24 protein-coding genes and 2 tRNA genes are annotated in these 25,083 nt (G+C 33.1%); 9 read left to right on the plus strand and 17 right to left on the minus strand.

What is annotated here, in order from left to right:
* Nucleotides 1-184: 184 nt before the first annotated feature.
* The 4 genes from R3L15_RS05210 (at nucleotide 185) to R3L15_RS05225 (ending at nucleotide 2,868) form a co-directional block, all read left to right on the plus strand.
* Nucleotides 185-889, plus strand: coding sequence for an outer membrane beta-barrel protein (locus R3L15_RS05210; RefSeq protein ID WP_338733661.1), 705 nt, complete (start codon nucleotides 185-187; stop codon nucleotides 887-889).
* 11 nt (nucleotides 890-900) lie between these two features.
* Nucleotides 901-1,968, plus strand: coding sequence for a PCMD domain-containing protein (locus R3L15_RS05215; protein ID WP_338733663.1), 1,068 nt, complete (start codon nucleotides 901-903; stop codon nucleotides 1,966-1,968).
* A 43-nt stretch (nucleotides 1,969-2,011) separates the two neighbouring features.
* A complete protein-coding gene (gene bshB1, locus R3L15_RS05220) occupies nucleotides 2,012-2,734 on the plus strand; it encodes a bacillithiol biosynthesis deacetylase BshB1 (RefSeq protein WP_338733664.1) in 723 nt (240 codons plus the stop codon).
* A gap of 58 nt (nucleotides 2,735-2,792) precedes the next feature.
* Nucleotides 2,793-2,868 (plus strand) — tRNA-His (locus tag R3L15_RS05225).
* 40 nt (nucleotides 2,869-2,908) lie between these two features.
* Here the strand turns inward: R3L15_RS05225 and R3L15_RS05230 are convergent.
* The 5 genes from R3L15_RS05230 to R3L15_RS05250 form a co-directional block, all read right to left on the minus strand.
* Nucleotides 2,909-3,616 carry a methyltransferase domain-containing protein gene (locus tag R3L15_RS05230; RefSeq protein WP_338733665.1) on the minus strand — a complete coding sequence of 236 codons (708 nt, stop codon included), beginning with the start codon at nucleotides 3,614-3,616 and terminating at the stop codon, nucleotides 2,909-2,911.
* Between the two features lie 83 nt (nucleotides 3,617-3,699).
* Nucleotides 3,700-5,262 (minus strand): M28 family peptidase, encoded by a 1,563-nt coding sequence (locus R3L15_RS05235; protein ID WP_338733666.1) that lies wholly within the window; start codon nucleotides 5,260-5,262, stop codon nucleotides 3,700-3,702.
* 96 nt (nucleotides 5,263-5,358) lie between these two features.
* Complete coding sequence (locus R3L15_RS05240) at nucleotides 5,359-6,402, minus strand: M28 family peptidase (RefSeq protein ID WP_338733667.1); 1,044 nt, start codon at nucleotides 6,400-6,402, stop codon at nucleotides 5,359-5,361.
* Between the two features lie 87 nt (nucleotides 6,403-6,489).
* Nucleotides 6,490-6,927 (minus strand): FUSC family protein, encoded by a 438-nt coding sequence (locus tag R3L15_RS05245; RefSeq protein WP_338733668.1) that lies wholly within the window; start codon nucleotides 6,925-6,927, stop codon nucleotides 6,490-6,492.
* A 4-nt stretch (nucleotides 6,928-6,931) separates the two neighbouring features.
* The gene (locus R3L15_RS05250; protein WP_338733670.1) at nucleotides 6,932-7,714 is read right to left on the minus strand and encodes a DUF3108 domain-containing protein; all 783 of its coding nucleotides are present in this window, start codon (nucleotides 7,712-7,714) and stop codon (nucleotides 6,932-6,934) included.
* A gap of 129 nt (nucleotides 7,715-7,843) precedes the next feature.
* Between R3L15_RS05250 and R3L15_RS05255 the strand changes: the two genes are divergently transcribed.
* Nucleotides 7,844-8,236 (plus strand): hypothetical protein, encoded by a 393-nt coding sequence (locus R3L15_RS05255; RefSeq protein WP_338733671.1) that lies wholly within the window; start codon nucleotides 7,844-7,846, stop codon nucleotides 8,234-8,236.
* A 67-nt stretch (nucleotides 8,237-8,303) separates the two neighbouring features.
* On the opposite strand, the gene R3L15_RS05260 is transcribed toward R3L15_RS05255, so the two are convergent.
* Together R3L15_RS05260 and R3L15_RS05265 are read right to left on the minus strand one after the other, a co-directional pair.
* Nucleotides 8,304-8,388: transfer RNA gene (locus tag R3L15_RS05260), tRNA-Ser, on the minus strand.
* A 123-nt stretch (nucleotides 8,389-8,511) separates the two neighbouring features.
* Nucleotides 8,512-10,020, minus strand: a complete 1,509-nt coding sequence (locus R3L15_RS05265; protein ID WP_338733672.1) for a succinate CoA transferase — start codon at nucleotides 10,018-10,020, stop codon at nucleotides 8,512-8,514.
* A 183-nt stretch (nucleotides 10,021-10,203) separates the two neighbouring features.
* On the opposite strand from R3L15_RS05265, the gene R3L15_RS05270 reads away from it, so the two are divergent.
* From R3L15_RS05270 to R3L15_RS05285, 4 genes are all read left to right on the plus strand, one after another.
* Nucleotides 10,204-11,010 (plus strand): AraC family transcriptional regulator, encoded by an 807-nt coding sequence (locus R3L15_RS05270; protein ID WP_338733674.1) that lies wholly within the window; start codon nucleotides 10,204-10,206, stop codon nucleotides 11,008-11,010.
* 48 nt (nucleotides 11,011-11,058) lie between these two features.
* Nucleotides 11,059-11,688 carry an NAD(P)H-dependent oxidoreductase gene (locus tag R3L15_RS05275; protein WP_338733676.1) on the plus strand — a complete coding sequence of 210 codons (630 nt, stop codon included), beginning with the start codon at nucleotides 11,059-11,061 and terminating at the stop codon, nucleotides 11,686-11,688.
* A gap of 85 nt (nucleotides 11,689-11,773) precedes the next feature.
* A complete protein-coding gene (locus R3L15_RS05280; RefSeq protein ID WP_338733677.1) occupies nucleotides 11,774-12,967 on the plus strand; it encodes a DegT/DnrJ/EryC1/StrS family aminotransferase in 1,194 nt (397 codons plus the stop codon).
* Between the two features lie 210 nt (nucleotides 12,968-13,177).
* Nucleotides 13,178-14,128: a hypothetical protein gene (locus R3L15_RS05285; protein ID WP_338733678.1), complete on the plus strand. Its 951-nt coding sequence runs from the start codon at nucleotides 13,178-13,180 to the stop codon at nucleotides 14,126-14,128.
* Here the strand turns inward: R3L15_RS05285 and ribB are convergent.
* The 10 genes from ribB to R3L15_RS05335 form a co-directional block, all read right to left on the minus strand.
* Nucleotides 14,125-15,279 carry a 3,4-dihydroxy-2-butanone-4-phosphate synthase gene (ribB, locus tag R3L15_RS05290; RefSeq protein ID WP_338733679.1) on the minus strand — a complete coding sequence of 385 codons (1,155 nt, stop codon included), beginning with the start codon at nucleotides 15,277-15,279 and terminating at the stop codon, nucleotides 14,125-14,127. The genes R3L15_RS05285 and ribB overlap by 4 nt on opposite strands.
* 39 nt (nucleotides 15,280-15,318) lie before the next feature.
* A complete protein-coding gene (locus tag R3L15_RS05295) occupies nucleotides 15,319-17,187 on the minus strand; it encodes an LptF/LptG family permease (protein ID WP_338733680.1) in 1,869 nt (622 codons plus the stop codon).
* Between the two features lie 7 nt (nucleotides 17,188-17,194).
* Nucleotides 17,195-17,833, minus strand: a complete 639-nt coding sequence (locus R3L15_RS05300) for an outer membrane lipoprotein carrier protein LolA (RefSeq protein ID WP_338733681.1) — start codon at nucleotides 17,831-17,833, stop codon at nucleotides 17,195-17,197.
* 19 nt (nucleotides 17,834-17,852) lie between these two features.
* The gene (locus tag R3L15_RS05305) at nucleotides 17,853-20,246 is read right to left on the minus strand and encodes a DNA translocase FtsK (RefSeq protein WP_338733683.1); all 2,394 of its coding nucleotides are present in this window, start codon (nucleotides 20,244-20,246) and stop codon (nucleotides 17,853-17,855) included.
* 63 nt (nucleotides 20,247-20,309) lie between these two features.
* On the minus strand, nucleotides 20,310-20,678 hold the full coding sequence (locus tag R3L15_RS05310) for a diacylglycerol kinase family protein (protein WP_338733685.1): 369 nt from the start codon (nucleotides 20,676-20,678) through the stop codon (nucleotides 20,310-20,312).
* 103 nt (nucleotides 20,679-20,781) lie between these two features.
* Nucleotides 20,782-21,039, minus strand: a complete 258-nt coding sequence (locus tag R3L15_RS05315; RefSeq protein ID WP_338733686.1) for a DUF6952 family protein — start codon at nucleotides 21,037-21,039, stop codon at nucleotides 20,782-20,784.
* A 6-nt stretch (nucleotides 21,040-21,045) separates the two neighbouring features.
* A complete protein-coding gene (locus tag R3L15_RS05320; RefSeq protein WP_125467166.1) occupies nucleotides 21,046-21,354 on the minus strand; it encodes a co-chaperone YbbN in 309 nt (102 codons plus the stop codon).
* Between the two features lie 5 nt (nucleotides 21,355-21,359).
* A complete protein-coding gene (locus tag R3L15_RS05325) occupies nucleotides 21,360-22,004 on the minus strand; it encodes a peroxiredoxin (protein ID WP_338733688.1) in 645 nt (214 codons plus the stop codon).
* 213 nt (nucleotides 22,005-22,217) lie between these two features.
* Complete coding sequence (gene nhaC, locus R3L15_RS05330; protein WP_338733690.1) at nucleotides 22,218-23,699, minus strand: Na+/H+ antiporter NhaC; 1,482 nt, start codon at nucleotides 23,697-23,699, stop codon at nucleotides 22,218-22,220.
* 119 nt (nucleotides 23,700-23,818) lie between these two features.
* The gene (locus R3L15_RS05335) at nucleotides 23,819-25,018 is read right to left on the minus strand and encodes an aminotransferase class I/II-fold pyridoxal phosphate-dependent enzyme (protein ID WP_338733692.1); all 1,200 of its coding nucleotides are present in this window, start codon (nucleotides 25,016-25,018) and stop codon (nucleotides 23,819-23,821) included.
* Nucleotides 25,019-25,083 lie beyond the last annotated feature (65 nt).

Consider the following 25,083-nt stretch of genomic DNA (forward strand, 5'->3'; position numbering starts at 1 on the left):
TATTAAATTTTTGTGAAAATTGATAATTCCTTGAAATAAAATAGGTGTGTTAAAAGACGATATATTTTATAGTATATTTGTAATTACTCCCCTCTTTTACATCATAATTTTTTTATTATGAAGGGTGAATAAAAGGTGTTTGTGGCTTAATAGCGGGATCTTAAAAAATTAAAAAGAATATTGTATGAAGAATAAAGACGTCTATTTTTTAGTAATAGTATTGTTTTTAATAAACCTAAATAGTTTTTCGCAAGATCAAGAAAAAGTCATTATATTTTCTAAAGGAATGTGGCATACAGGAATTACGCTAAGTATTGATGATTCTGAAGACGAAAACATAGATAATTTACTTTATAATGTTATTGAAAATGAGCGTAATGGGTTTGAGATAAATATCCTAGGAGGCTATTTTGTTAAAGAAGCCATGTCGGTAGGTGTTCAATATAGTTACTTAAAGCGTGAACGTGATTTAATATATGAATTAGATGATAGCGAAGCTAGGCGACAATCGGCGTTATCACGCCATACAGCAACCGCTTTTTTAAGAAACTATTTTCCAATTTCAGCAAATAATCGCTTTAATTTTTTTAACGAAACCGATTTAAGTTTTGGTTTTGGTAATAGTAATTTTAGGCACACCAAAAGTGACACCGATATTACCAAAACATTTACCGATGAGTATAATGTCAAATTAGGTGTTAGACCAGGAATTTCAGTTATACTAACCAAAGGCTTTGCTTTTGAAGTGTCGTTAGATTTGTTAGGCTTAACATATTCTAATGAAGATGTAACTAAAGATGGTGTAAAAGAAGGTAGTCGATCCGATTTTAATTTCGATTTTGACATTTCATTATTATCCTTAGATTTTGGATTGGCCTATTATTTTTAATACTTAAACTTATGAGATTTAAAGTAATAACATTAACCGTTTTCTTAATTACGTTATGTGTTTCCTGTGTTGATGAGGACTATTTTGGAGCAAGTAATTATGCTAATATATTAAGTATAGAAATAAGTAGCCAAAGTGGTACACCAATTATAAATACTGAAGAGAAAACAGTTGAAATAAATGTAGCAAATGGCGTAGATGTAGCGCAGTTAATATTAAATAAGCTAGAAGTATCGCCATTTGCCACAGCAAATATTTCTGAAGGCGATGTTTTAAACTTTAGTAATGGATTTATTCCTGTTTCTATTACAGCAGAAAGTGGCTCGGTTACAAATTGGGAAATAATAGTTACCGAAATAGGCAGCGAACCACAAATCGATAATTCAAATTTTAACACTTGGTACAATCAAGGTGATTATTTAGACCTTGGTCAAGATGATGCTTCCTCATCTTGGGGAACAAGTAATCCAGGGGTTGTATTTGGAGGAATTAGCCCTAACGTTTTGCAACAGGAAATAACTTCAGGAAATTATGCCGTTAAGTTAATTACAAGATATACATCTTTAGGCGCAGTAGTTAATAAACCTATAGCCGCAGGCTCTGTTTTTACAGGAGATTTCTTAGAAGATGAGATAACACTAGCCAATCCGCAAGCAGCCGTAAGTATGGGAATACCGTTTACAGCAACACCAACGTCGTTTACTGTAGATTACCAATATATGCCGGGAGACACAAATATAGATGCTAACCAAAACGAGCTAACGTATCCAGATGTAGGCGATATTTATATTCTTTTAGAGCGACGAGAAGAAAGCCTAGTAAAACGCGTAGCAACAGCTTGGTATAGAGTAGAGGAGGCAAACAGTAATCTGGAAACTATTTCTGTTGATTTTATTTATGGAGAGCTTCCACAAGGAACCCCTTCATATATGCAGCCACAAAATAATGAGATATATGCCCAAGAAAATGAATCGCCAACACACATTAAAGTTGTATTTTCGTCTAGTGCTTTTGGGGATTATTTTCAAGGTGCAGAAGGAAGTGAGTTAACAATAGATAATTTAGTACTAAACTATTAACTTACCTCTTATAATTGAATAGAATAACACTAAAAATTATAAAATGAAATTAGATATACTTGCAATTGGCGCGCATCCAGACGATGTAGAGTTAGGCTGTGGAGCTACATTAGCAAAAGAAATTTCAAAAGGAAAAAAAGTCGGAATTATAGATTTAACTAGAGGTGAATTAGGAACTCGAGGTACTGCCGAAACAAGAGATATCGAGTCGCAAGATGCGGCAGATATTTTAGGCGTAGTTATGAGAACGAATATGGAGTTTGCCGATGGTTTTTTTGTAAACGATAAGTTGCACCAGCTGGAACTTATAAAAATGATTAGAAAATATCAGCCAGATATAGTATTATGCAACGCCATAGACGATAGGCATATTGATCATGGAAAAGGCAGTAAATTGGTTAGCGATGCGTGTTTTTTAAGTGGTTTATTAAAAATCGATACCAAATGCGAAGAAAGTGAGATGTGGCAAGACCCATGGCGACCTAAACAGGTATATCACTATATTCAATGGAAAAATATTGAACCAGATTTTGTGGTTGATGTTACAGGATTTATCGATAAAAAAATGGATGCTGTATTAGCGTATAAAACGCAGTTTTTTAATCCTGATAGTAAAGGACCACAAACGCCTATATCCAGTAAAAACTTTACCGATAGTGTTATCTATAGAGCACGCGATTTAGGGCGCTTAATAGGTGTTGAACATGCCGAAGGATTTACTGTAGAACGCTATCCTGCAGTTGATAGCATTTTTGATTTAAAATAATTTAAAAAAAGGTTTGTAGAAATAAGGAAATCGCTTAAATTTGCAAACCTATTTAAACGGTGGTTGTAGCTCAGTTGGTTAGAGCGCCTGATTGTGGTTCAGGAGGTCGTCGGTTCGAGACCGATCTTCCACCCAAAAGTAAAAGCTTCACAAATTTGTGAAGCTTTTTTTGTTTTACACATGTCGTTTCTTTAGAATATAAAATACTTGAGAGTTTACAAGGTTATATAAATACTTAAAAGGCGAGTATTGTTTTGTTTCAATAATAAAACCAGCTTCTTTAAAACGTTTTTCTAAGTGTTTATGGTTAAAGCCTATATGTGTGTAAATATAATCGTTGTCTGGTCTATTTATTTTTAGTCCTAAAAACGATTTTAAGACATTTTTAAATGTGGCTTCTGCTTTGCTTTGTCCAACCAAAAACCGAATACTGTTTTTAACTAAAGCGGGGAAACCCATTTCTAAAGGTACAGATATAACAGCACGACCATTATCTTTTAAAAGATTTGAAATATTCTTTAGATGTTCTTGTTGCTTGGTTGCAGAAAAATGCTCTAAAACTTCCTGACAAGACACGACATCGAATTTTTTATTTTCTAATGTATTTAAATTTTTAGTTATGGTAACATCTTGTAAGCTATAAGTAGCTATAGTTTGTTTTAATTCTTCGAACATGTCTTCAACAGGATCAAACCCGTAGAGTTGTTTGGTTTTTAGTCTTGTATAAATAAGTTTAAGTAAATAGCCGTCGCCAGTACCATAATCTATTAAACTTTCGTCCTGTTTTAAATCAATCAGTTTCACAGCAATGTTGAGTCGTTTTTGGTGTGAGTATTGCCTGATTCTAGACTTGTTTTCTCTGGTTAGTTTGGCGTAAGACATGGCTTTTTTACAGTTGTTGGGTTCTAAATTAAAAAAGCTTTCCTTATTGGGAAAGCTTTTTAATTATAATTGTATGATATGATTTACTTAAAGGCTTTATCAACAACAATTCTATCATCGCGGTTAACTAGCTCCCAAGCAGTATAATAAATTAATTTTGTGCGTTGTTCTAGTAAATCGTAACGTATTTTTTCTACAGTATCGCTAGGTTTATGGTAATCGGCATGTGTGCCATTAAAGTAAAAAATAACAGGGATATTATTTTTGGCAAAATTGTAATGATCGCTTCTGTAGTAAAATCTATTAGGATCGTTATCATCGTTATAAGTATAATCAAAAGTCATCCCAATATATTTGTTATTAATATTTTCAGAAATTTCATGAAGTTCTGTACTTAATTTATCGCTTCCTATTAAGTATAAATAATTGTCAACGCCAGCTTCTTCATGTTTTGGGTCTACACGACCTATCATATCAATATTAAGATTAGCAACTGTATTTTCTAATGGAAATACAGGGTCGAAATCGGTATAATAACGTGAACCCAAAAGTCCTTTTTCTTCACCTGTTACATGAAGAAATAAAATTGAACGTTTTGGTGTCATGCCATTTTGAGAGGCTGTTTTAAAGGCTTCGGCTATTTCTAAAATGGATACCGTTCCAGAGCCATCGTCATCGGCGCCATTATATATTTCGCCATCTTTAATACCTTCGTGGTCTAAGTGTGCCGAAATAATAACTAACTCGTTAGGTTTCTCACTTCCTTTAATGTAGGCTAAAACATTTTCCGAAAGAATTTCTTCAGAATTATTTTTATATGAAATGTTTACGATGTTTTTAATAGTTTTAGATGTTGTGGCGTTGCTGATTTCTGGATAAAGTGCTTTGGCTAAATCTGTATTTATTAAAAAATAGTACATACTTTCGGCATTGCCTTTAAGGCTCATTCTACCAGAAGCTTTCCCAAATCGCGCCGCTGCCATTTGGTATATATCTGGATTGTAAAACAATAATGCTTTAGCCCCTTTTTCTTTGGCAAGGTCTCTTTTTAGGGCAAATTCTTGTCTTAAATTGGACCACTTAGAGGCTTCTTTGTTGCCACTAATAGCGTAGTTACCATCTTCTGTTTTGGGTTCACCAGATTTAATTAAAACAATTTTTCCTTTTACATCAATATTGTTATAGTTAGAGTATGAGTCATCTTCTATACCATATCCGGCAAAAACAATATCGTTAGCCTTAATGTTTCCTGTTTTGCTAGACATAACAGAAACAAAGTTGTTAATGTATGTAAAATCTGTGTTGTTAACTGTAATGGAAGCGTCTGGTTTTTGAGATACTTCAAGAGGAACTTCTTGAAAGTATTTGTTGTTAGGTAATCCAGATGAAATACCCATTTTTATATATTGATTTTTTAAGAATTCAATGGCTTTTTTTTGCCCGGGTTTTCCTGTTTCTCTACCGGCAAACTCATCAGAAGCATAAACATATAGAAGATCTTTAAGTTCTTCAGATGTTATTGTTTCTGCAAAAGTGGTGGCATTGGCTGTTTCGTTTTGTGATTTAGAGTTATTGGTATTTTTAGTTTTTTGTGTGCCACAAGAAAATACCAATACACCTAATGCGAGAAATAACGCTTTCTTCATTACTAGTTATTTTGAATTAGTATTACAAATGTAAGGATTAAGAGAATGTGAAGAGAGTGGGTTTTTGTTAATTTTAACAAGTTGTTTTGTTACAAATTACAAATCAACATTCATAATTAGTTGTTTATCTTGATTTGCTAGTTGCCATGCCGTAGCAAAAATAAGTTTAGTTCTTTTTTCTAATAGGGTATAATTAATTTTGTCTGGCGTATCTGTAGGTTTGTGGTAATCGTCGTGAACACCATTAAAATAAAAAATAACAGGAATATTGTTTTTTGCAAAGTTGTAGTGATCGGAACGATAGTAATATCTGTTGGAATCGTTTTCGGCATTGTATTTATAATCCAGTTCTAGATTAAAATATGTGGTATTTACTTTCTCTGAAATATAGTGTAGTTCTTTGCTAAGTCTGTCGGAACCAATTAGGTATATGTAATCTTTGTTGGTGTTTTGATAGGCGTAATCTTGTCTTCCAATCATATCAATATTAAGATTGGCAATAGTTTTATTTAATGGGAAAATTGGCGATTCTTCGGTATAAAATCTTGAGCCATGAAGCCCAATTTCTTCAGCAGTAAAGTGTGTAAATAAAATGCTTCGTTTAGGTGCGTGACCATTATTTTGAGCTTCTTTAAAAGCTTCAGCTATTTCTAAAATAGCGACTGTTCCAGAACCATCATCATCGGCCCCGTAATAAATGTTGCCATCTTTTATTCCTAAATGATCGTAATGTGCAGAAATAATTAAAACTTCGTTGGGTTTTTCATGTCCTTTAATAAATGCAAGAACATTTTCTGAAGATTTTATGCCTTTTGGTAGAAAGCTTTCAGGAATAAGTTGAAAATAGGTGTTGTTTCTTAATGGAGAGGCTACATTGTGGTTACTATAATAATCTTTTAAATAATGAGCGGCTTTTTTTTGACCTATTTCACCTGTTTTTCTTCCTTGAAATTTTTCGTCAGTGTAATCGTATAAGAGTTCTTCTAGTTCTTGCGCTGTTATGGTGTTTGCATATTTTAAAACAAGTACAGAATCTTTAAGTGTAATGTTTTTTTTTAGATGCCTTATTTTGGTGCTATACTTTGTGGTAGCACAAGAACCAACTAAGGTTAAAATGGAAGCAACAAGAAATGATTTCATATTGATTAATAGCTTGTTACTTCAAATAAAATAAAAAAAAAGATAATACCGAAGCATTATCTTTTTTTTACATCAATATTAAAGGTGTTATTCTATTTCTAAATCCTCTGTATCTATCTCTTCTAGTTCATTTTCAATAGTATTTAAGTCTTCATCATCCAGGCTTTCAAGTTCATTATTTATGTCTTGAAGATCTTCTTCATCAATATCTAAATCTTCAAGTTCCTCGATAGCTTCTTGCTCCGATTGTTGTTCTCTTTTTTCAAGTTCTTCGGTATTACCTATCTCTATAGTGGTAAATATGGATTTGTAAATAGCTAATGATAAGGCGATTATTGAAAGTAAGAATACAATTTGAATAGTTTTTTTGCTTTTTCCTTCTTTATTGGATAGGTAAATACTAAAACTCCCTAATATTAAAGCTATTATAGCTGGAATATAAGCTAGGTTAGAAAGTGGTAATACAGATAAAATTACGGCTAGTATAGCTAAGGTTAACCCTAATATGATAGAAATTTTTCTCATGTTTTTAGTTTTTTAGTCCACTAGCAGATTTTATTTTTAACTCTCCATTTCCAACAGCAATTTTAAATTTAGCATATATTGGAATTTTATTAGCATCGGCAGATAGCCAAAGTAGATTTTCGTTAGCGCCTTTTAAAATATTGTTGTTACTTATAGAAATAGCTAATTTGTGGCAATTTTTAGTGCCTAAGGCAGATGCTATGTTTTCTGTACCTAGATATTTAAAGTTTACGGTATGCTCTTCGTTATCAAAAATAACTTTGAAAGATTTTGATTGTCCATTAGACATACTAGAAAAATCTATCGTTCTAAGTTTATATAATGTGGTAACGAGATCGTTTGTATTATGGTTAATAAGTACTTTTTTGTTTTCTTCCCATATAGTACCATCGCTACGTTTTTTCTTTTTTAAGCTTTTTACATGCCCAGAACTATGCTTGAAGGTGTATTTCATGTATTTATAATAGCCACCTTCGTTAATTTCTCGTTTGTAAAGGTATGGTTTTAATGACGTAGGGCTTACATAACTTTCGTATAAGTCTCTTATTTTAAAAAAACTGTCCCATTTACTGTATGTAGTTGCAGTACATTTAAGCCTAAGCAAAGTTGCTTTAGAGGTACTAACTTTGTTGGTTTCCATGGTTACCTGAGCTAGGTCATTTAATATACCAGACATGTTATAGGTGGCTGTATAAACTAACTTTTCAGAACTTCCTACGGCAGAGTTTTGTGCTTTAGCAGTTGTAAAACAGATAACTAAAGTTAAAAGCGGTATTATTTTTTTCATATCAAAAATGTTAATGTACTCTATTAACGATTTTATTATCATTTATTATGCCGAAAATACAATACATAATTATAGGAATCTAAATTTTTGTATTAAATTAGATATTCTAACCACTTAAATAATATTACCATGATTAAAAATTTTGTGTTATTTATACTCTTTTTGTTTTTTTTTCAATTTTCAAATGCTCAAGAAAGTACCAAGATCATCAAGTTTAAAGAATTTAGTTTAAATGCGCCGCAGCTATTATTAACAAATAAAAGGTACTTTAAATTTGAGCATTTTATGAAATTAGCCGAAGCTTCATTCAATAAAAAACAATATGAAAAAACTATTTATTTTTTAAAAAATGCAGAACGAGATGGTTTAACAAGCAGTGCTTTTTGGTTTTATTTAGCGCTGTCAAAATATGCTGTTGAAGATTTAGGAGGAGCAAAAAAATATTTGAAAACAGGATATAATGAAGCTGGATGTTGGGAGTGTAAAGTTACTTATAAAGTACTTTTTAATGAAGATATGTAGATAATTAAGTTGTTATTAATGATAAAAAAACAAAGCCTTGTATAATGTGTTATACAAGGCTTTTTTGCGGAGAGAGAGGGATTCGAACCCCCGGAGGTGTGACCCTCAACGGTTTTCAAGACCGCCGCATTCGACCACTCTGCCATCTCTCCTAATGCGGATGCAAATATATAAACTATTCTTTAAAAGAAAACTTTTTTTTGAAAAAAAAACATGGTAGTAAAAAAATGTTTTCCAAAGGAGGTGTTTTCCAATTATTTAATTTTAAAATAAATTTAATTATAAATTAGCTCTGGTGTTTTCATACTACCATGAGTTTTAAGTGCCATATGCCAACTAAATGCTTTTTCTAGGTCATGAGGTGTGTGTCCGCCTAATTTATAAGCGTCATTAAAATACTCTAAAAGTTGGTCTTTATACATAGGATGAACACAGTTTTTAATAATAACTTGTGCTCTTTCAACAGGCGCTAAACCTCTAATATCGGCTAAGCCTTGTTCTGTAACAAGAATATCAATATCGTGTTCTGTATGGTCGGTATGAGAAACCATAGGAACAATATGAGAAATACGTCCTTCTTTTGAAATAGATGGACAAGCAAAAATGCTAAGATATCCGTTTCTGGCGAAATCTCCAGAGCCTCCAATACCATTCATCATGTGTGTACCTGTTATATGGGTAGAGTTAACATTACCATAAATATCAAACTCAATAGCAGTATTAATTCCAATCACACCTAATCGTTTAATAACTTCGGCAGCGTTGCTAATATTTTGTGGACGTAAGAGAAGTTTGTCTTTGTATTTATCAAAATTGTTAAAAATGTTTTTCGAACAATCTTCTGTAACTGTGATAGATGAAGCTGAAGCAAATAGCAGTTTCCCAGAGTCAAAAAGTTCAAATGTGCTGTCTTGAAGCACTTCAGAATACATGGTTAAGTTTTTAAATGGGCTATTTTTAAAACCGGATAAAATGGCATTTGCTGTTTTACCAATGCCTGCTTGTAGTGGTAAAAGCGACTCTGTTAACCGCCCTTCATGGACTTCTTTTTCTAAAAAGTTAAGAATATGATTTGAAATAGCTGTTGTTTTCTCATCTGGTGAAGAAATTACGGCTGGACAATCTGGAACTTTAGTAAAAACTATAGCGGCTACTTTTTCTGGGTTGATTTTTATATATGGTTCACCTATTCTTGTATCTGAATGCGTTACAGGAATAATCTCTCGATTAGGTTGTTTTTTTAAGAGTTTAATATCATGTATTCCAGCCATACTTTCTGGAAATGTTGTATTGATTTCAATGATGATTTTTTCGGCTTTTTCAGTGAAAATAGGTGAGTTTCCAACAGAAGTTGTTGGTATAATATACCCATCTTTAGTAATAGAAGCGGCTTCAATAATCGCGACATCAATTTTAAAACTATCAAGACTCTGTAGCATGTCGGCAGTTTGTCCTAAATGTTGATCTACATAAAGCACATCATGATTGTTTATACTGCTTCTTAAGGTTGGATCTGCTTGAAATGGCATTCTTTTGTATAAAGCCCCATTTTTAGCTAAATCGGCATCAGTATCATATCCTAAAGAAGCGCCACTTAAAACAGTAACTTTTAATTTTTCATGACGTGCTCTTTCGGCAACTTTTGGCAGCACCGATTTACTGTCCCCAGCTTTAGTAAAACCGCTAACACCTAAAACATCTTCATGTTTAATAATTTTTGAGGCTTGTTCTGGTGTTTGAATTTTATCTAAATACGCAGCGTGTTTAATTCTACTTTCATTCATAATTATTGTGTGTTCTGTATTTTTTTAATCAAAAAATTATCTATTTAATTAATAATTTAAGATTAGGTTAGGGTTTTGTTAATTCAGGTAGGCAATTTATGTAAGATATTTAGTGTCTATTTATTAAAAAAGGACAATAATTTATTAATTTAGTGCAAATGATAATGATGTTAACATTTTAAGATGAATAGTAAGTATTATTTAACCGAGGTAGATAAAGTTCCAGAAAGTATTTATTGCTACCATGATTTAATGGGGGAAACGTTTATTGAACCTCATATTCATGAAAAAGGACAGTTTTTATACACAGAAGGAGGAGTTGTACATATTAAAACTAATAATAGAACTTATTATTTGCCTGCCAGGCACTATATGTGGATTCCGCCAGGTATTAAACATGCCATTTACCCAAGTTCTCCAAAAGTAATTATGAGAAACCTATACTTTCCCTTAACAGAACGCGCTTCTATTTTTTACAAAAAGGAAGGTATTTATCCTGTTAATAATCTAGTTATGGAATTGCTATTGTTTACTAAAAATTGGAATGGCGATATTATTAAATCTCAAGAAACCAAGTATGCTATTGTTAATGCTTTTAAAGCACTTCTAGAGCAGACGGTACCACAATCGTTACATTTAGAGTTACCACAACCTACAGACAGACGTTTAATACATATTATAGATTATCTTACTAATCATATACATCAAGAACACTTATTACCAGAGTTAGCGTCAAAATTTAGTATGACAGATAAGTCTTTATACCGGTTATTTAAAAAAGATTTAGGCATGTCATTTATTAGCTACTATACGCAATTACGGGTGTTTAAGTCTTTAGAGTATTTGATGAATCCAGATTACACCATCTCAGAAATAGCCAATATGTTAGGATATAGTAGTTTGCCTACCTTTAGTAATACGTTTAGTAAAATTATGGGGAAACGCCCATCAGATTATAGAAAATCTAACGAAATTTACTTAGTGTCTTAAAGTAGACTTTTTCCAAATCTATATCTTTGTAAACTAAAACATAAAAAGTTGAATATAATAGAGAAACTAGAGTGGCGCTATGCAACCAAATCTTTTGACGAGAACGCCATTTTAACAGAAAATAAAATAAATACATTAATACAAGCCTTTAATTTAACGGCAACCTCTTACGGGTTACAACCCATAAAACTTATTGTTATTCAAGACAAAGAATTTCAGCATGAATTAATGCAACATGCTATGAATCAAAAACAAATTGTTCAAGCATCGCATCTTCTTGTGTTTTGTATACAAACAGCAATTGATAAACATTTTGTGAATGAATATTTTAATAGAGTTCATGCCATTAGACAAACGCCTAAAGATATTCTTCAGCCTTTTGAAGACTTTTTAATCAATGATTTTGAAAACAAATCGCAAAAAGACATTGATGCTTGGGCTACCAATCAAGCGTATCTAGCTATGGGTAATTTAATGACTGTTTGCGCTATGGAAAGTGTAGATGCTTGCCCAATGGAAGGTTTCTTGCCAGATAAGTTTGATGAAGCCCTTCAATTAAAAGAAAAAGGATTAAAATCGGTATTACTTATGCCTGTAGGATATAGAGCCCAAGACGATAAGTTTGCAGCTTTTAAAAAGGTGAGAAAAAACATAGAAGACGCCGTTATTAAGTGGTAATTTCTTAAAATTTTAAAATTTATCAAGCTACTTTTTTTAGCTCGTATTTAATTGTAGATTTGACATAACATCAAATAAAAATATTATGCCTGGATTTGAGTTTTTTAGCGATTTAGAACGACAAGAAGTTCAAGATGTATTAGATAGCGGAATACTAATGCGTTATGGTTTTGATGCCATGCGAAATGGCCACTGGAAAGCCAAAGAATTAGAAACAGAACTTCAAAATAAACTAGGCGTAAAATATGCGCAATTAGTCTCTAGCGGAACAGCAGCAGTAAGCATGTCTCTGGCGGTTGCTGGTGTTGGAGCGGGAGACGAAGTAATTATGCCAACATTTACCTTTGTAGCCAGTTTTGAAGCTGTTATGATGCTAGGTGCTATACCTGTTTTAGTAGATATTGATGATACCTTAACACTCGATCCAATAGCAGTTGAAAAGGCAATAACTCCTAAAACCAAAGCTATTATGCCTGTACACATGTGTGGAAGTATGGCTAATTTAAAAGCTTTACAAAGTATTTGCAATACACATAATTTGCTTTTGGTAGAAGATGCTTGTCAAGCCATTGGTGCAACATATAAAGGAAAAGCACTTGGAACAATTGGCGATGTTGGGTGTTTTTCGTTCGATTTTGTAAAAACCATTACCTGTGGCGAAGGTGGCGCAGTAGTAACCAACAATAAAGACTATGCTATAAATGCCGACCATTATTCCGATCATGGTCACGATCATATTGGTAATGATAGAGGGGCAGAATCGCATCCATTTTTAGGTTATAATTTTAGAATTTCAGAATTAAATGCTGCAGTTGGTTTAGCACAAGTAAAACGCTTGCCAGAGTTTATCAATATTCAAAAAAAGCACTATACCATACTTCGCGAGGCTTTATCAAAATTACCAGAAGTAAGTTTTAGAACTGTTCCTGAGGAAGGTGAAGAAAGCTATGCCTTTTTAAGTTTCTTTTTACCTGATTTAGAAACAGCTCGAAAAGCTTCAGCAGGATTAAAAGAAGCAGGAGTAGATGGGTGTTTTCATTATTACGATAACAATTGGCATTATGTACGTAAATGGGAGCATCTTAAAGATTTAAAATCTTTGTATCCTATTTCAACTGAAGTAAAAGAAGGGTTAAAGTATCTTCAAACTAAAACCTTTGAACAGTCTGATAATTATATAGGTAGAAACATCTCTTGCCTAATTAAACTATCTTGGACAGAAGAAGAGGTGAAAATAAGAGCTCAAAAAATGGTAACAGTTATTTCTTCTGTTTTATAAGAATTTTTGATAATTTTAATATCCTAAATAAGCTGATAATAAATGTTTTAAGACTGATTATTTATGTCTTTCATCTATATTTTAATAACAAATTCTAGTTCTAAGGAATTATAGTATTTAACTTAAAAACTATCTGATAAACAGTTTTTTACTAAATAGTATTAAAAAAAACATTAAATTTATAGGTATCTATCATTAAATCAATAGATTATGAGAATGTTTGTTTTGTTTGTCAGTTTTGTTTTTATTTTAAGCTGTAAATTCGAAAAAAAAGATGTAAGTAATCAAAAAGTAACTAACATAAAGGAAGTTACTGATCTGAAAAATAGCGATAAAGCTATAAGTATAGTAACTAGAAGTATGGAATTTATAATGGCAGATACCATTCCTTCGGGTTGGAACACCTTTAAATATGATAACAGAGCAAACGAAACCCATTTTTTTAGATTGTCAAAAATGCCAGAAGGCATAACTGCAGAAAATTTTAAAAATGAAGCCGATCCTGTTTTTGAAGAAGGTATGGATCTTATTAACGCTGGTAAAGCAGAAGAAGGCTTTGCTGCTTTTGGCAAACTACCAGAGTGGTTTAGTAAATGTATTCCTACTGGAGGTTCAGGATTAATTGCTCCTAAAAGCAAGACATATACAGCGCTTTCGTTGGAACCAGGTTTATATAGTATGGAGTGTTATGTAAAAATGCCTAATGGAAAATTTCATTCTACTATGGGAATGGTCAAGCAGGTTTTTGTAAGCGAAACGAATAGTGGAAACGTGGCTCCAAAAGCAACAGATACAATAGTTATTAAAGAAGATGGCTTTCACTTTAACCCTGATATTCGTACAGGAAAACATGTTTTTCAGGTAAATGTTCAAAGTCAAAAACTACATGAAAACTTTGCTTCAACCGATGTGCATCTAGTAAAGCTAGAAGGTTATGCTAACAAAGATGAATTAGAATCTTGGATGGTTTGGTACGATCCAAAAGGGTTTATAACTCCTGTACCAAAAGGCATTACGTTTTTAGGAGGTTTTAATGATGCCTTCCAAGGCAGCACAGGCTATTTTTATGCCGATTTAAAACCAGGCAAGTATGCTTTTATTTCAGAAGTGCCTAATGCTAAGGCAAAAGGACTGTTTAAGGAATTTGAAGTGTTAGATTAATAAGTCACGTAATCTATAATTTCCAACCCATAACCAATCATACCAACACGTTTAGTCTGTTCGCTATTAGAGATTAAACGTAGTTTGTGTATGTTTAGGTCGTGTAATATTTGAGCGCCAATACCAAAATCTTTATTATCCATTTTAATGCTAGGAGCCTTAACAACATCTTTAGCATTCTGGGTTGTTTTTAAAGTGTGAAGCCTGTTAAGTAAGTTGGTTGATTGGTTTTGTTGGTTTATAAAAATGATAGCACCTTTTCCAGCCGAATTAACGACTTTAAACATATCGTCTAACTTTTTATCGGCATTATTGGTAAGGGTTCCTAAAATGTCGTTATTAACTAATGTAGAGTTTACACGAGTTAATACAGGTTCGTTTTCAGCCCAATTACCTTTAGTTAAGGCAATATGTACTTGATTGTTGGTGGTTTGTTGATAGGCTCTTAGTCTATAAGTGCCAAAACGTGTTACAATATCAAAGTCCTCTTTCTTTTCAATTAGGGAGTCATGTTGCATGCGGTAGGCCACTAAATCTTCGATAGACACAATTTTAAGGTCAAAACGTTTTGCCACTTCCATAAGTTGCGGTAAACGTGCCATAGTACCATCCTCATTCATTATTTCTACTATAACTCCAGCTGGTTTTAATCCTGCTAGTCTAGCAAAATCTATGGCTGCTTCGGTATGCCCTGTTCTACGTAACACACCACCTTGTTTTGCTATAAGAGGAAAAATATGTCCTGGTCTAGCCAATTCAAATGGTTTTGTGTCAGGGTTTATTAATGCTTCTACTGTTTTAGCTCTATCACTTGCCGAAATACCTGTTGTTACTCCTTTACCGCGTAAATCTACCGAGACCGTAAAGGCCGTTTCCATAGGGTCGGTATTGTTGTTTACCATCATATGAAGATCTAATTCTTTACAACGGTTTTCGGTTAAAGGCGCACAAATTAATCCACGACCATGTGTGGCCATGAAGTTTATCATCTCTGGTGTTACTTTTTCGGCAGCAGCTAAGAAATCACCTTCGTTTTCACGATCTTCATCATCAACTACAATAATAACTTTTCCTTGCCTAATATCGTTAATGGCTTCTTCTATTGTATTTAATGTAATAGTCGTTTTATTTTGAGCAGTTTCTGTTGCCATGAGTGGATTAACTTATTTTTTTACGATGCAAAGATAGTGTTATTTTAAACTATCAGAGATGTCATTGTTTAATTTGTTTTTCCTTAAAAGATAAGTAAACGGATATAATACGAGTCCTAAAATAATTAAGATAAGATTTTTAGATAATCCAGTTTCACTTGGGACTAATCTATCCAGTTTTATGAGTTTAATATAGGATATTACGTAGTATATTAAATAGATGAATAGAGATATAACACCTAATTGAATGCATATTAAAGCAATTTCTGGTAGCTTATTGTTTTTAAGAATAAAGTATAACGGAACAAAAACAGCTCCACAAATCCAGAATATTAAACTAAATTTAGCGTATACATTATAATCGTCTTGAAGCTTAAAAACAAGTTGTTTATTTTTTAAGCTTAACTTAGGTGTTTTAGGTTCTTTTTCCTCAATAATTTCAGCGACAACATCGGGCATTTCTTTGCGTTCTTCATCGTCTTTACTTTTAATTTTGAAGAGTTTTTTTAATGGTTCTAATAAGTGATCAAATTCGAACAAGCCTCGGTCTTCTGTGGCACGTTTTGTTAAATAAATACTTAACGGAAACATGATTAATGTAGATATCCAAGGCGATAACGCTGGGTTAATGCTACCTGTTTCTGAACTTTCTTTAGCGAAAATTCCAATAAAATGATACGTTAAAAACAATAAAATGGCAATTACCATGGGTAATCCTAAACCACCTTTTCTAATTAAAGCGCCTAAAGGTGCGCCAACAAAAAATAAGATAATACAAGCAAAACCTAAAGCGAGTTTTTCGTGTAAAGCAATAATGTGTTTATTTAACCAAATTTGACTGTTTTTAAAATTTTTCTCTTTGGATTGAACAATTTGTTTGGTGCTTTTAAAAGTGTTTAACGACAGGTTTACCAATTGTGCTTTTTGTCTTGTATTAAAAAGCGATAGTAAGTTATCTTTATAGAGTGTGTCCTTCTTTTTTACGTTAACACCGGCGTTTATAATAGGGAAATTAGTTCTTGTGTAAAGGTTTTTAGCATGCGTTTTAAAGGCGTTTTCTTGAGCTACTTTTAATGAATCTATGGAGTAGTTTAAGTCTTTTATGCTTTGCATATCATACTTATCGGACACATTTTTTTGATCTAAATCTACATTGTTTAAGTTTGATAAGTCGACATTTATAGTATACTTTTTAAAGTAACTTTTTGTCATAGGACGTTTTTGACGGTCTTTATAATCTTTAGGTGGTGTGTCGTCGTAAAAATACCCGTCAAATAAAATAAGTTTTAATACATCAGATTCTTCGTTACCGCTAAGTTCTCCGTTTTTCGCAATTATGGTGGTATAGTTTCCTGTTTTATTTGCTGTTTTTTTGTGAATAATAACTTCTTCTAAAAACTGACCACGATCACCAGATTTTTTAGCAACTTTAATATTGTACTGGTCGCCAACTTCGTTAAATTGCCCTTCGGCTATAACCATAGCTGGTTTAAGCTTTGCAATATTTTTTCTTAAGTTGTATGAATTATATTTTGCCCAAGGAATAACATTATTACTAAAAAAGAATGTTGTTATGGCTAAAAGTACAATAAAAACACCCAAACTTCTCATGGAGCGCTGTAACGAAATCCCTGTAGATTTCATGGCAGCAAACTCATAGTTTTCTGCAAAATTACCAAAAACCATAATAGAAGTAAGTAAGATGGTTAGTGGTAAAACCAATGGCATAAGTTCTGGTATTACGTAAATTAAAAATTTAGCAATAACCATAACATCTAGATCTTTTCCTGCAAGTTCCTTAATGTATAGCCAAACAGCTTGTAAAACAAATATCATCAGTAATATGACAAGTACACTGATGAAAGTTTTAAGATAGGAGGTTAGTATGTAACGGTCTAGTATTTTCAATTAAAACCTAATCTAGTTTATTAATGTAGTAATCTTTGTACTTATTTTCATCAAAGGTAAATAAGGACTTTGAAATAGGTTGATTTGTTTTAAAAGAATTAACAGTTAACGTAGTTTTTGTTCCGTTATTTCCAACCTCGATAAGGTTGTAAATGTGTTTTGTTTGTGCATCGATACCTAATAAAACATATTTTATTTCGGCGTTAGAGTCGATTGGTGTTAACTTAACATACTGAATTTTACGTCCTTTAACATTTTGCGTAATATCCATGTTGTAGGTGTAGCCATCTTCGTAAAATGTTAGCATTTTACTTGGTGTAATACTATTTTCATCATCAGCATTTTCTGTTGAAATAGTGACTTCATCATCATCTGGGCTAATACTGTAAAGTGTTTTACCATCATAAACTCTTGTCGACCCTAAAATATTTAAGCGGTATTTATTGCCTTCAAGAACAACATCGCCTCTTGTTTCTTGCTTAATGTTTTCAGAAAGGTTTTCTAAGGTGTATTTAAAGTCTATAGATATATTTTTGTAGGCTTTAGCTTTATTAGACACATCGTTTAGGAGTGTTTCTGCTTTTTTATCTTGTGAAAAGCTAAACGCTGATATTAATAGTGTTACAATTAAAAATACATTCTTCATTATACTGTGTTTCAAAAAATTATTGTTTTTCATCTTCTAATAACTGATTAAGAGCTGCAAGATCTGGTACTAATACTTGTCTCGCTTTACTGCCTTCAAATCCACCTACAATTCCAGCTGCCTCTAATTGATCTATAATTCTACCAGCTCTATTATAGCCTAATTTTAATTTACGTTGGAGTAGGGAAGCCGATCCTTGTTGGGCGTTTACTATTATTTCGGCAGCATCTCTAAACAATTTATCTCTATCATCTATATCTACATCAAGACTTGTGCCACTTTCTTCCCCAACATATTCTGGTAATAGATAAGCATCTGGATAGGCTTTTTGCGATCCAATAAAATCGGTTATTTTTTCAACTTCTGGTGTATCTACAAACGCACACTGAAGTCGTATCATGTCGTTGCCTTGTGTGTATAGCATATCACCACGACCAATTAATTGATCGGCTCCGGCACCATCTAAAATGGTACGAGAATCTATTTTAGAGGTTACCCTAAACGCAATACGTGCTGGGAAATTGGCTTTTATAATACCAGTAATAACATTAACCGATGGACGTTGCGTAGCAATAATTAAATGAATACCAATAGCACGTGCTAACTGAGCTAAACGAGCAATTGGTGTTTCTACTTCTTTACCAGCTGTCATAATTAAATCGGCAAACTCATCTACGACTAAAACAATGTAGGGTAGAAAACGATGCCCATCGTTGGGATTTAATTTTCTGGCTTTAAATTTAGCATTGTACTCGGCAATGTTACGACACATAGCATTTTTAAGCAGTTCGTAACGATCGTCCATTTCTATACAAAGCGAATTTAAGGTGTTTATAACCTTGGTGTTATCGGTGATTATGGCTTCTTCGCTATCGGGCAATTTAGCTAAATAATGACGCTCAATTTTGTTGTATAGTGTTAATTCTACTTTTTTAGGATCTACAAGTACAAACTTAACTTCAGCGGGATGTTTTTTATACAATAATGATGTTAATACCGCATTTAAACCAACCGATTTACCTTGCCCTGTAGCACCTGCCATAAGCATATGTGGCATTTTGGCTAAATCGACAACAAAGGTTTCGTTACTAATGGTTTTACCTAAAGCAATTGGTAGGTGCATTTCTGCTTTTTGAAACTTTTGTGAAGCAATTACAGAACGCATGGAAACAATAGTCGAATTTTTATTAGGGACTTCAATACCTATGGTACCACGTCCTGGAATAGGAGCAATAATACGAATACCTAATGCCGAAAGCGATAGTGCTATATCGTCTTCAAGGTTTTTAATTTTAGAAATCCTAACGCCAGCTTCTGGAACAATCTCGTAAAGTGTTACAGTTGGTCCAATGGTGGCTTTAATACTAGAAATACCAATTTTGTAATTGTTAAGGGTTTCAACAATTCTGTTTTTGTTTTCTTCTAGCTCTTCTTGATTTATGGTAATGCCTTCACTATCGTATTTTTTGAGTAAATCTAGTGGTGGAAATTGAAATTTACTTAGCTCTAATTTAGGGTCGAATTCTCCAAAATCTTCTACTAGTTTATTCGATAAGTTATCGCTTTCAGCTTCTTCTTCGGGAGCTTGTTCTACTTCAATAGCTATATCATCTTCTTTTTCTTCTTCAACTGGTGTAGAAATTTCTAAATCACTCTTTGTGGTTTCTTTTGCTTTCTCTTCTTTAGAATTGGAAGTATCTGTTTTTGAATCAAGGTCGAAAGTTGATTTTATGTCTTCGGCTTCAGCTGTAAGATCGTTATCAATAATAGGTTTTGTATCGGTATCTTTTGTGGTATTTTCAAAATCACTTTTCAGATCTTTTTTAGCAGATGTTAATAACGCTTTAAAATTGTCTGCAGTTAGATTAAATCTAATAGCTAGATAAGTGATAAGCCCAAAAATAAGGAGTAAAATAGTGCCTATTCTTCCTAAGTAGTCTTGTAAAAATGAATTTATTTCAAACCCAATAGTGCCACCTAAAACATCAACTTTACTAGTAAAGAACCCTAAAGTAACAGACAGCCATATAGCAACTAATGTTCCCCAAATCCAATGTTTTCTTAACTTGGCTTTATTGGCATTAGAAAACACAAAAAAACCGGAAAGAATAAATAGTCCAGAGAATATAAATGCAGCAACACCAAAGCCTTTTTTTATAAAAAAGTCGCTTAGCCAAGCTCCTGATTTACTTAACCAATTTTTGGCCTCAACATCACGCGATGAAAACTCGGTTAACACACTCTCATCGGCATGTCCAGTAAAGAAATACGAAATAAATGATATAAAAAGAAGTAATCCGAAAATAACTAAAAAACTACCCAATACGAGTTTTTGTTGATTGGATAGTGTTAAACTTGGACGTTTAAATTGTCGTTTTTTTGAAGTTTTTGTTTTCTTTTTAGTTTTCGCCATTCATGCGGTATTTGGTTAGCAAAAATACAAATTACAAACGTTTATCCTATTATATAATTGTATTTAGAATATCTTAGGTAAGTAGATAATTAATCCAACAATTATAGCGGTTAAAGCTGCTATAAACACTGCGCCAGCTGCAATGTCTTTTATAAATCCAATTTTTTTATGATGTTCTGGATGGATAAAATCGGCCATTTTTTCTATGGCTGTATTTAGTCCTTCAGCAGTTATAATTAAGCCAATAGCAAACATTTGCATCATCCATTCTGAATTAGAAATATTAAAATAAAAACCTAAGGTAGTTACAATTATAGCAATAACAAATTGTATTTGTATACTAGATTCTGTTTTTAAAAGTATTATGGCACCTTTACTAGCATAGCCAATACTTTTTAGCCTGTTTTTTATGAAGGATTCTTTGTTATTCAAGAGGAATGTATTTTGTTTTATGGTAAATTTAGCATAAAAAAAAGCCTTTTGCTAAAATTAACAAAAGGCTTTTAGGTTGCTATTAATCAACTTAAGGAGTTGCTTAGGTGTCTATTGACCCCATGACGCGTTTCATAAAACCATTTAAGGCGTCTTTTTTTGGTGTTCCATCTTTTATCATTTTATTGACTTCAACGGCACCATACATGTTGGAGATTAATTCTCCTATAACATCTAGCTCTTCATCTTTTAACGAAGGAACTTCTGTTAATGCTTCTAGGGTTTCAATAGTTTCAATAACGAAATCTTCGTCATTGTCTTCTATAAATTGTGTTAAATGCTTTATTACTGGTAACTTCATTGTTTGTTATTTAACGTCGTTAACCAATTCTTTTAACACATCAAACTTATTAGTTTGAACTTGACTTTTAAATTCTCCATTTTGAAATGTAGCAAACGTAGGTAAGTTATCTACAGTTGCTAATTTTCTTGATTCTGGGAATTTTTCTGCATCAGCAATAACAAACGCCATAGTCTCGTTTTCTGAAGCCAGTTTTTTGAATTTTGGTTTCATAATTCGACAATTTCCACACCATCCAGCTGAAAATTGCACGACTACAGTGTCGTTATTAGATACTAAATCGGCTAAATTATCTTGATCTAATTCCTTAACCATATATATTAGTTTAAGTGTGCTTTAAGGTAATCTGCAACACCGTCTCTGTTGGCGTTCATGGCATCTTTTCCTTCTTCCCAGTTTGCAGGGCAAACTTCACCTTTTTCTTGTACGTGAGTTAGAGCATCAATTATACGTAAGTATTCGTTTACGTTTCTACCTAATGGCATGTTGTTAATACTTTCGTGTTGCACGATACCTTCTTCATCGATAATATAAGTCGCTCTGTAAGTTACATTATCTCCATCTACTGTTACAACACCAGTTTCTTCGTTGTAAGTTTCGTTAGTGATATCTAAAATACCTAAAGTAGAAGCAAGGTTTCTGTTCGAATCGGCAAGAATTGGATACGTTACACCTTCAATACCACCATTATCTTTTGGTGTGTTTAACCAAGCAAAGTGAACTTCAGGAGTATCACAAGAAGCACCAATTACAATTGTGTTTCTTTTTTCAAACTCTGCCATAGCAGCTTGAAATGCATGTAATTCTGTTGGGCAAACAAAAGTAAAGTCTTTTGGGTACCAAAAAAGTACTACTTTTTTCTTATTGTTTACTGCTTCTTCTAGTACGTTAAGTTTAAATGTATCGCCCATATCGTTCATTGCGTCTACATTTAAATTTGGGAATTTTTTTCCTACGAATGCCATAGTTTGTGTTTTATTTAATTGTTAATATTTCCGTTTGAATTGAGTACAAAGTTACGCACAAAATCAAGATTTAAAATTGATTTTAATTATTTAATACTATTGTTAAATAGAAAATGATAATTGTGTTAAAAAACCAGCTTACGTTTTATTAAATCGCTATTTAATAGCGTGTGGTTTTAATAAATTAATAATATTTGTGAGGTTTTGTTGTATTTATCTTGTCAGCTGTTTTATTTTGATTGAAAAAGCAGCAAAAAGTAGGGTCATAAATGGGCTTAACCAATTAAAAATAGCATAGAAGAAATAATCGGCCACCGAAACTCCTAAAACACCACTTTGGTAGGCGCCACAAGTATTCCAAGGCACTAAAACGGAAGTCACAGTTCCTGAATCTTCTAGTGTTCTACTTAAATTTTCTGGAGCAAGTCCTTTGTCTTCATAAGCTTTTTTAAACATTTTTCCGGGTACTACTAACGCTAAATATTGATCGGAAGCAGTAACATTTAAAGCTAAACAACTTGCTACTGTACTGGCAAACAATCCAAAAGTTGAAGATGCTAAACTTAATAAGGCTTTACTAATTCTGCTTAATGCGCCAATAGCATCCATAATACCACCAAATACCATAGCGCAGACAATAAGCCAAATAGTACCTAGCATACCACTCATACCACCAGAAGAAAATAAATCGTTTAGTTCTGCACTAGAGGTTTCTACAGCAACATCAACAGTAATGGCATCCATAACACCACGATAAGCGGCTTTAAAAGTTAACGAATCGCTACCAGCAATATTAGCTACAATATCGGGTTGTGCAATTATGGCGGCAACACCACCCAAAAGGGTTCCTATTAGTAGGGCAATTAACGGGGATGTTTTTTTTACGATTAAAAAGATAACAGCTGCAGGAACTAAAAATAGCCAAGGCGAAATAGTAAAAGCGCCATCGATTGCTGCAAGTTTATCTGAAATATCGGGAGTACCTGTAGTATCTATATTAAGACCAATAATAATGAATACAAATAATGCTACTGTAATTGTAGGCACAGTTGTAAAAGCCATATAACGAATATGTGTAAATAAATCGGTTCCAGCCATAGCAGGAGCCAGGTTGGTCGTGTCGCTAAGTGGCGACATTTTATCTCCAAAATATGCACCAGACAACACAGCCCCGGCAGTCATTCCTAAAGAAATGCCAAGAGTTTCTCCAATTCCAATTAAAGCAATACCAACGGTAGCCGAGGTTGTCCAACTACTGCCAGTTGCAATAGAAATAATAGCACAAATAACCACACTGGCAGCTAAGAAAATAGTAGGGTTTAAAATTTGAAGTCCGTAGTAAATCATGGTTGGAATAATACCACTAATTAACCATGTTCCCGCTAAGGCACCAACCATTAATAAAATAATAATGGCGCCTGAGGTTGATTTTACATTTTCAGCGACTTCTTCAACCATTTGGTCGAAAGATACATTATTAAAAAAGCCTACGATAGCTGCTACAGCAGCTCCTAAAAGTAAAATAAACTGGTTACTTCCGCTTAAAGCGTCATCGCCATAAACAAAAAACACGTTATAAAATAGCATGACAACCAAGGCAAAAACAGGAATTAATGCTTCCCAAATATTTAATTCTTTATTACTTACAATATGTTCGTCTTGTGGTTGTCTAGGCTTAATATCTTGGCTTTCCATAAATGTTAGTTAGTTAATTTGGATTGTAATGTTACGACATTAGCCGAAGTTTTGCAAATACACTAAAAAAGCCCAACATTAAATATGTTGGGCTTAAACAATTATTTTTAAAAAAGACTTTAGAGTATATGTAAGTCTTTCATGCATGTGTGCATCATATTATAGGTACGTTCTATATCGGCATCAAGACCAATAGAAAAACGAATTAACCCATCGCTTAGCCCCATGTCTTGTTGTTCTTCTTCAGGAATTTCGGAAGAGGTAGATGTACCAGGAGCAGAGAATAGTGTTTTGTAAAACCCTAAACTAACTGCTAGGTAACCCAAGTTTTTATCTTGCATCATTTCCATTAAGGTATTGGCTTTATCTAAAGATCCAACATCTATAGTTAGCATACCGCCAAATCCATATTTATCATTCATCATATTTTTGAAAACCTTGTGAGAAGGGTGAGATTGCAATCCTGGATAAACAGTTTTTAAACCATCGTTTTCAAATTTTTCGGCAAGGTACTGTGCATTTTTACTGTGTTGTTGCATACGTATATGTAATGTACGCAAGTTTTTTAAAATAGAAGCAGCGCGAAGACTATCCATAGTAGCTCCTAAAAGCATGCATGCACCATCGTTTACGTTTCTAAGAGTATCGATAAATTCTTGTGTGCCACAAATAACTCCACCAACAGTATCAGATGAGCCATTAATAAATTTTGTTAAACTATGAATGACAACATCAGCCCCTAATTTTGCAGGGGAAATTGATAGTGGTGAAAAAGTGTTGTCTACAACCAATTGTAAGTTATACTTTTTGGCTAATTCAGAAAGTTCTTTAATATCAGCTACTTCAAGTAATGGATTGCTTACGGTTTCGCAATACAGTACTTTAGTGTTTTTGGTGATAGCAGCTTCAACAACGTCTAGTTTAGTAATATTGACAAATGTGGTGTTGATGTTGAGTTTAGGTGCGAAATTTTTTAAAAAGGCATAGGTGCCGCCATAAATAGTGCGGCTAGAAACTACGTGATCTCCAGCATGACACAACTGCATAATTACAGGAGTAATCGCGCCCATTCCTGAAGCAGTTACAGTGGCAGTTTCGGTACCTTCCATGGCGGCTAAAGCTTCACCAAGATATAGATTCGACGGTGATGAATGACGTGAATAAAGGTAGCAACCATCGGCATTTCCTTCAAAAGTATCAAACATTGTTTTCGCCGATAAAAAGGTATAAGTTGATGAATCTGAAATAGAGGGATTCACGCCTCCAAATTCTCCAAAATATTGTAAGTCTTGTATGTTGTTTGCGGGTTTAAAAGCCATGACATATTTTTTTAGATGTTAATACTTCAAAATTCGGAATAAGCAGGTTAATAATCAATGTTAAT

This window comes from Mangrovimonas cancribranchiae (genome assembly GCF_037126245.1).
Lineage (GTDB): Bacteria > Bacteroidota > Bacteroidia > Flavobacteriales > Flavobacteriaceae > Mangrovimonas > Mangrovimonas cancribranchiae.